Origin of the sequence: Pseudomonas sp. NPDC087342 (assembly GCF_044744265.1) — a bacterium.
GTDB lineage: Bacteria > Pseudomonadota > Gammaproteobacteria > Pseudomonadales > Pseudomonadaceae > Aquipseudomonas > Aquipseudomonas nunensis.
In genome coordinates, this window is the sequence record NZ_JBIUXZ010000015.1 from 114,036 (window position 1) to 121,947 (window position 7,912).

The 7,912-nt window shown below is 61.3% G+C and carries 7 protein-coding genes and 1 pseudogene; 3 read left to right on the plus strand and 5 right to left on the minus strand.

Translation table 11 applies throughout. From position 1 onward, the window contains the following. The 3 genes and pseudogenes from ACIOYV_RS23875 to ACIOYV_RS23885 form a co-directional block, all read left to right on the plus strand. Nucleotides 1-71 (plus strand): annotated as a pseudogene (locus tag ACIOYV_RS23875) (octanoyltransferase); the annotation flags it as partial. 1 nt (nucleotide 72) lies between these two features. Next, nucleotides 73-1,098: a lipoyl synthase gene (lipA, locus tag ACIOYV_RS23880; RefSeq protein WP_054052430.1), complete on the plus strand. Its 1,026-nt coding sequence runs from the start codon at nucleotides 73-75 to the stop codon at nucleotides 1,096-1,098. A gap of 172 nt (nucleotides 1,099-1,270) precedes the next feature. After that, nucleotides 1,271-2,221: an LD-carboxypeptidase gene (locus tag ACIOYV_RS23885; protein ID WP_290024383.1), complete on the plus strand. Its 951-nt coding sequence runs from the start codon at nucleotides 1,271-1,273 to the stop codon at nucleotides 2,219-2,221. 111 nt (nucleotides 2,222-2,332) lie between these two features. Here the strand turns inward: ACIOYV_RS23885 and ACIOYV_RS23890 are convergent, their stop codons facing one another. The 5 genes from ACIOYV_RS23890 to leuS form a co-directional block, all read right to left on the minus strand. Continuing rightward, nucleotides 2,333-3,655: a lytic murein transglycosylase gene (locus ACIOYV_RS23890; protein ID WP_401327564.1), complete on the minus strand. Its 1,323-nt coding sequence runs from the start codon at nucleotides 3,653-3,655 to the stop codon at nucleotides 2,333-2,335. Between the two features lie 61 nt (nucleotides 3,656-3,716). After that, nucleotides 3,717-3,881, minus strand: a complete 165-nt coding sequence (arfA, locus tag ACIOYV_RS23895) for an alternative ribosome rescue factor ArfA (protein ID WP_054052436.1) — start codon at nucleotides 3,879-3,881, stop codon at nucleotides 3,717-3,719. Between the two features lie 190 nt (nucleotides 3,882-4,071). After that, nucleotides 4,072-5,109 (minus strand): DNA polymerase III subunit delta, encoded by a 1,038-nt coding sequence (gene holA / locus ACIOYV_RS23900; protein WP_054052438.1) that lies wholly within the window; start codon nucleotides 5,107-5,109, stop codon nucleotides 4,072-4,074. A 39-nt stretch (nucleotides 5,110-5,148) separates the two neighbouring features. Beyond that, the gene (gene lptE, locus ACIOYV_RS23905; protein WP_401327567.1) at nucleotides 5,149-5,754 is read right to left on the minus strand and encodes an LPS assembly lipoprotein LptE; all 606 of its coding nucleotides are present in this window, start codon (nucleotides 5,752-5,754) and stop codon (nucleotides 5,149-5,151) included. Between the two features lie 87 nt (nucleotides 5,755-5,841). Then, on the minus strand, nucleotides 5,842-7,912 hold a 2,071-nt coding region (leuS, locus tag ACIOYV_RS23910), incomplete at its 5' end, for a leucine--tRNA ligase (protein ID WP_401327569.1).

A 7,912-nucleotide genomic window follows, 5' to 3' on the forward strand; every position in this document is an offset into this window, starting at 1 on the left:
GGCTGCGCACGCAGCTCGTCAAACACCTCGACTATGCTGAGCAGACGACCCTTACGGGCGGAATCGACTGATATGACTACTGATGCAGTGCAAACCATGATCCCGACGCTGGATGTTACCGAGCGTCCGGCCCCGCGTGCGAAGGTTGAAGCCGGCGTCAAGCTGCGCGGCGCCGAGAAGGTTGCACGCATCCCGGTAAAGATCATTCCGACCACCGAACTGCCGAAGAAACCTGACTGGATCCGCGTGCGCATCCCGGTTTCCCCGGAAGTCGACCGCATCAAGGCCCTGCTGCGCAAACACAAGCTGCACAGCGTCTGCGAAGAAGCGTCCTGCCCGAACCTGGGCGAGTGCTTCTCCGGCGGCACCGCGACCTTCATGATCATGGGCGACATCTGCACCCGTCGTTGCCCGTTCTGCGACGTCGGCCACGGTCGTCCGAAACCACTCGACGTCAACGAGCCGGAAAGCCTGGCCATCGCCATCGCCGACCTCAAGCTCAAGTACGTGGTAATCACTTCTGTTGACCGCGACGACTTGCGTGACGGCGGTGCCCAGCACTTTGCCGACTGCATCCGCGAGATCCGCAAGCTGTCGCCGAATGTGCAGCTCGAAACCCTGGTCCCGGATTACCGTGGCCGTATGGACGTGGCGCTGGAAATCACTGCTGCCGAGCCACCAGATGTGTTCAACCACAACCTGGAAACCGTGCCGCGCCTGTACAAGGCTGCGCGTCCGGGTTCGGACTACCAGTGGTCGCTGACCCTGCTGCAACGCTTCAAGCAGATGATGCCGCACATTCCGACCAAATCGGGCCTGATGCTGGGCCTGGGCGAAACCGACGAAGAAGTCATCGAAGTCATGAAGCGCATGCGCGAACACGACATCGACATGCTGACTCTGGGCCAGTACCTGCAACCTTCGCGCAGTCACTTGCCTGTGCAGCGTTTCGTACACCCGGACGTGTTCGCCTGGTTCGCCGAGGAAGGCTACAAGATGGGCTTCAAGAACGTCGCTTCCGGCCCATTGGTGCGCTCGTCGTACCATGCCGATGAGCAGGCGAAGCTGGTCAAGGCCGAGCTGATCTCGGCCCTGTAATAGCTGATGAAAGACAAAACGCCCGCACGGCTTGACGGCCTGCGGGCGTTTTTTTGCCTTGCCCACATCCACGGCGGTCTTTTCCCGCAACGCGCGGCGCGATTGACCCCCTTCTGTTTATGCCCGTTCCTGACTACTGTGTGCTGAAGATTTCATGCAGGGAGATTCATGGATGACCGTTCGACCGACCCACACCCTTTTTCCTTACGCCCCCGTGCCGGCCTTGCCGTCGGAAGGTGTGATCGGCGTGATTGCGCCTGCCGGTCCCGCACCGCTGGACACCGACAAGGCCGTGCAATGGATGCGCGCCCGAGGTTATTCGCTACGGGTGTTTCCCGGCGTTTATGAGAAAGACGGCTACCTCGCCGGCAGTGACGAGGTACGCCTCAATGACCTGCACGGGGCATTCGCCGACCCTGAAGTGGCCGCGATCATTTGCCTGCGTGGCGGCTACGGCACGCCGCGCTTACTCGATCGTATCGACTTCGACTTGTTGCGTGCCAACGCCAAGCCCTTTATCGGCTACAGCGACATCACGGCGCTGCATCTGGCCATCGGTCGCTATGCAGGCTTCGTGACCTTTCATGGTCCGCTGCTCAACGCCGACCTGCTGGGCGACAAGCAGAGGCCCACCGAGTCATCGTTCTTCAACATGCTGCGCGGGCAGGTGAAGGCGGGCAGCGTGTTGTCGCACCCGGTGGCCTATCCGTTAAACACCATTGAGCCTGGCGTCGCTCACGGGCGCTTGCTGGGGGGCAACTTGTCGATGATCGCCGCGACCATGGGCACGCCGTACGAAATCGATGCGGAAGGGGTGATCCTGTTTATCGAGGACATCAATGAGCCGTTGTATCGCATTGACCGGTTACTGACCCATCTGCGTCTGGCTGGCACGCTGGGCAAGCTGCGCGGGGTTCTGGTGGGGGATGTGGCAGGGGTGGACGCTGCTGCGCTGGCGCGGCTACTCAAGCAAACCTTCGAACCGCTGCGGATTCCGGTGCTGGCCGGGTGGCGCAGCGGGCATTGTGATCCGAACCTGACGCTGCCGATGGGGGCGTTGGTCAAGCTGGATGCGGGGAATAAGGTGTTGGTGTTGGAGCAGGATGTTGTGATCAAGGCTTAGAGGTTTATCGCCTGACAGTCAGTCTTCGCGAGCAAGCCCGCTCCCACAGGTAATACGCGACCGCAAAAACGACGCGCACACCTGTAGGAGCGAGGCTTGCCCGCGAAGCTTTTAACGGTTACGAAGGCCTTCCAGCAACTTATGCGTCGGATACCCATCCGCCGGCCAGCCAAACGACTGTTGTGCGCTACGAATCGCCTTGCGGGTATTGGCGCCAATGATGCCGTCGGCGGTGCCCGCGTCGTAGTTCTGAGCGCTCAACAGGTTCTGCAACTCGATCCGCTCGCTACGGCTCAGCGGCAAATCATCTTTTGGCCAGGAGCCGTTGATCAGACCCCCACCGTTGAAGCGTTCGGACAGTAAGCTCACCGCCAACGCATAAGACGACGAGTTGTTGTACTTGAGGATCGCTCGGAAGTTGTCGAGGACCAGGAACGCCGGGCCACGATAGCCGGCTGGCAGCAGCAGGGCGGCCGACAGGTGTTCAGCGCCTGCCGGAACCTGAGCACCATTGGGCAGCGAGACGCCCAGTTGCTGCCATTCAGCGACGCTCTTGCGAATCGTGCCATCGGCCAGAACGTAGTTGAAACTCCCTGGCAACTGCACTTCGAAGCCCCACGGCTGGCCTTTCTGCCAGCCGGAGCTTTGCAGGTAGTGCGCGGTCGAGGCCAGGGCATCGGCAGGGCTGCCCCAGATATCGCGGCGACCGTCGCCATCAAAATCCACGGCGTGGGTGTTGTAGGTGGTCGGGATGAACTGGGTCTGGCCCATGGCACCGGCCCAGGAACCGAGCATTTTCTCTGGCGTGATATCGCCCTGTTGCAGGATCTGCAGGGCGGCGATCAGTTGCGCATGGGCAAAGCCCGGGCGCCGGCCTTCGTAGGCCAGGGTCGCCAGGGAGTTGATCACCGACTTGCTGCCCTGGAACTGCCCGAAGTTACTCTCCATGCCCCACACCGCGACCAGTGCCTGGCGATCGACGCCGTAGCGCTGTTCGATGCTTTGCAGGATGTCAGCGTACTGGCTGACCAGTGCCTGGCCTTTGCGCACCCGTAGCGGTGACAGGGCGCCGTCTAGGTATTCCCACACCGGGCGGGAAAACTCTGGCTGGCTACGGTCGGCGCGGATCACGCTGTCATCGAAGCTGACATTGGCGAAGGCACGGTCGAAAAGGTCGGCGCGAATGCCGGCGGCCAGGGCGTCCTTGCGGAAACCGGCCTGCCATTCAGCGAAGGTCTGGGTTGGCTGGATGTCGAGATTTTCACCGGTCGGCACCACAGGCGGGATTACCGCAGGCGCAGTTGCGACGGGGAGGGTTTGAAGCGGTTGGGCGTCGGCGGCGGTCGGTTTTTCCGCGCAGGCGACAAGCAGTATGAGGCTGGAGGCAGCAATCAATTGGCGAAGGTGCCAACGACGGGAAAGACAAAGGGGCATGCACAGGTCCAGGGAATACGAATCAGGTGCAGACCTTAACATGGAGAAGGGGTGTTCTGCTTTAAGCGGCCAGAAAGTAAGAAGCCTCCCAGCTATTAGACTGGAAGGCTTCGCGGCGGTAGCTGCCTTTGCCCTTGCCGGCTCGTTCCGTACGGCTGCGGAACAGTGGCTGGGCGATGATGGATTTGGCCTTGTTGGGGCCATGCTTGGATGGCTTTTTGCTCATGATGATTTCTCACAGGTAGGTGGGTTTTGCGGGGGAAATAATCTGCTGAAGTTGGGGTTCTGTCCAGCCCACATTGCGTAGGACCTTTCGGATGCTTTCGCGGGCAAGCAGAATGCGCACGCCGTTTGCGTCACGTATAACCCGTAGGAGCGAGGCTTGCCCGCGAATGGCCGTTATGCCATCGCAAGCCTTACTCCGCCGGCAACGACAATCTCTGCCCAGCCATCAACAACGACAACCGACTCAAGCTCATCCACGGCGAACCCGCCGCCTGGCCCTTGATCTGCGCATCAATGCGCTGCGCTTCCAGCAGCAACTGTGCCCAGCGTTGTGCCGAGTAGCGTTGCAGGGCTTTGCTCATCAGCGGTTTGCGTTTGTCCCAGACCGGTGGTCGGGCTGAGCTGAAGGCTTTGTCCAGCGGCACACCCTGGCTGTATTGCAGCGACAGGTTGGCCAACAGACGCAACTCACGGGCCAGGGCCCAGAGAATCACCGGTGGTTCGACGCCCTCGCCACGCAGCCCTTCAAGCATGCGCAGGGCATGCGCGGCTTCGCCGTTGAGAATCGCATCGGTCAGGCCGAACACGTCAAAACGCGCACTGTCGGCTACGGCCGCCTGCACGGTTTCGACGGTAATCTGGCCACCTTCGGCCATCAGCTTGAGCTTTTCGATTTCCTGGGCGGCGGCCAACAGGTTGCCCTCGACCCGCGCGGCGATCAGTTCGACGGCGTCCTGGCTGGCGGACAGCCCGGCCTGGGACAACCGCTGGCGGATCCAGCTCGGCAACTGGTTGGCATCCACCGGCCAGATCTGCACGAACTGGGTCTGCGCACCTTCGACCAGCGCCTTGCCCCACTTGGTCTTCTGCGCAGCGCCATCGAGCTTGGGCAGGCTGATCAGCAGCACCGTGTCTTCGGCCGGGCGCGAGCAATATTCGATGAACGCAGCGGCGCCTTTGTCACCGGGTTTGCCGGAGGGCAAACGCAGTTCCAGAAGCCGCTTTTCAGCGAACAGCGACATGCTGGCACCGGCCTGCAGCAGCGTTCCCCAGTCGAAGCTGGCGTCGGCGGCGAAGACCTGGCGTTCATCAAAACCTTGCTGGCGGGCAGCAGAACGAATCGCGTCGGCGGCTTCCTGACACAGCAGTGGGTCATCGCCACTGATGATGTAGACCGGCGCGAGGGCACCTTGCAGGTGTTTGGCGAGTTGGGCGGGGGCGAGTTTCATAAGAGAGGGCAAACGGGGCGCCTGAGCGCCCCGTAAGTCTTACTGCTGCGGGATTTCGACAGGCGACTGGCGCGGGGTTTCCGCTTCAGCCTTCTGCGCCGCGTTCAGTGCATCGGCTTCAGCCTTGGCACGGGCATTCGCGGTCTGTTGCAGCTGATCCAGCTGAGTCGGCGTGATCTGTTGCAGACGCAGAATCATGCGTTGAACCAGTTCGCGACGGGTCTCTGCGCGGGCTGTTGCAGCTTCCTGGTCGGAGCCCACCAGATTGTTGCCGTCGTGGATGAAGATCTTCTCCACTTCGAGCTTGTCGCTTTTGAGGGTCAAACCGTTCTCGCCACGGATGTCGTAGTTCAGCACGGTGGTCACCTGGTATTCACCCGTGCGACCGGCGCCGGCGTAGCTGAGGATGCGCTGGCTTTCCTGTTCATTCGTCAGAATCAGCTTGTACGGCGCACCGGTGTAGACCTTGACGCCACTGCTTTGCAGTACCTGGCGCAATTGCGTCACGGTTTCGCCATAGGCGTTGCGCGCGCTCACGTCGAGTTCCTTGATCGCCAGTTCAGTGGTGCCAGTACCGCGCAGCTGGAAACCGCAGGCGCTCAACAGGACTGCGAGGCCCATCACCAGCAGATTGCGTTTGATCATCTTGTTGCTCCCCTTGAAACCATGTGGGCCGACCGTGCGGCCCGAAAGGTTTGACTCGGCGCCAGGCTTACCTGGCGCCTGTTCCAATTAGCTGGCGACGATATTGACCAGTTTCCCGGGCACTACGATCACTTTACGAATAGTCAGGCCATCGACGAAGCGCAGCACGTTCTCGTTCGCCCGTGCGGCGGCTTCGACTTCTTCGCGGGTGGCGCTGGCCGGCATTTCAATATGGCCGCGCAGTTTGCCGTTGACCTGGATGACCAGTTGCAGACTGTCCTGCACCAGGGCGCTCTCGTCCAGCACCGGCCAGCCTGCGTCGATCACCGGGTCAGCGTGACCCAGTTGATTCCACAGTTCATGGCTGATGTGCGGAGTAATCGGCGCCAGCAGCAGGACCACGGTTTCCAGGCCTTCGTGAATCAGTGCACGATCCTGATCGGTGCCTTGTGGGGCTTTTTCCAGTACGTTCATCAGCGTCATCACCTGGGCGATGGCGGTGTTGAATTTGTGGTTCTGGCCGACGTCGTGGCTGGCCTGCTTGATGGCCTGGTGGATCGAACGGCGAATGGCTTTCTGCCCGTCGTTCAGGCTTGCGACGTCCAGTTTGCCCGGCAGGCCCTGAGTGACGTGGGCCTGGGCCAGACGCCAGACGCGCTTGAGGAAACGGTGCGAACCTTCAACGCCGGAGTCGGACCATTCCGCGCTCATGTCGGGTGGCGAGGCGAACATCATGAACAGGCGGCAGGTGTCTGCGCCGAACTGGTCAATCATCGACTGCGGGTCAACGCCGTTGTTCTTCGACTTGGCCATCTTCTCGGTGCCGCCGATTTCCACCGGCAGGCCGTCGGCGATCAGCTTGGCGCTGATGACCTTGGCCTTGCTGTCGCGCTCGAGTTCCACGTCCGCCGGGTTGAACCAGGTGTAGGCACCGTTGGCTTCACGACGATAGTAAGTCTCGGCGATCACCATGCCTTGGGTCAGCAGGTTCTTGAACGGCTCATTGGAGCTCACCAGGCCTTCGTCACGCATCAGCTTGTGGAAGAAGCGCGCATACAGCAGGTGAAGGATTGCGTGTTCGATGCCGCCGATGTACTGATCCACCGGCAACCAGTGGTCGGCCGCGGATTTTTCCACCAGACCGCCAGCATAGTGCGGCGAGGCGTAACGGGCGTAGTACCACGAGGACTCGACGAAGGTGTCCATGGTGTCGGTTTCACGCTTGGCAGGCTGGCCGCATTTCGGGCAGGTGCACTCGTAGAACTCGGGCATGCGCGCCAATGGCGAACCGGCACCATCCGGCACCACGTCTTCCGGCAGCACGACCGGCAGTTGATCTTCCGGGACCGGCACATCACCGCAGGTGTCGCAGTGGATGATCGGGATCGGGCAGCCCCAGTAGCGCTGGCGGCTGATGCCCCAGTCGCGCAGACGGAACTGGGTGCGCGAGGCACCGAGGTTTTTCTTGATCAGCGCGACTTCCATGGCATCGAAAGCGCCTTCGAAGTCGAGGCCGTCGAACTCGCCGGAGTTGATCAGCGTGCCGTGTTCGCCGTAGGCGTCTTGCCATGGCGACGGGTTAGTGTCGCCGGAGCTGGTGCGCACCACCGATTTGATCGGCAGGTTGTACTTGGTGGCGAACTCGAAATCACGTTCGTCGTGAGCCGGAACCGCCATCACTGCGCCGTCGCCGTAATGCATCAGCACATAGTTGGCGACCCACACCGGGAGTTTCTCACCGGTCAGCGGGTGCTCAACGAACAGCGAGGTCGGCAGGCCTTTTTTCTCTTGGGTGGCGACGTCGGCTTCAGCAACGCTGCCGCCTTTGCATTCAGCGATGAACGCTTGCAGCTCAGGGTTGTTCTGCGCGGCCAGGGCGGCCAAGTGGTGTTCGGCGGCCACGGCAACGTAAGTCGCGCCCATCAAGGTGTCCGGACGGGTGGTGAAGACTTTCAGTACGCCACTTTCGCCGATGGAGTCGACGTTGTACGGGAACTGCACTTCCATGCCCCGGGACTTGCCGATCCAGTTGCGCTGCATGGTCTTGACCTGTTCAGGCCAGCCCGGCAGATCGTCGAGGCTCGACAGCAGCTCATCCGCGTAAGCAGTGATCTTGAAGTAGTACATCGGGATTTCGCGCTTTTCGATCAGCGCGCCA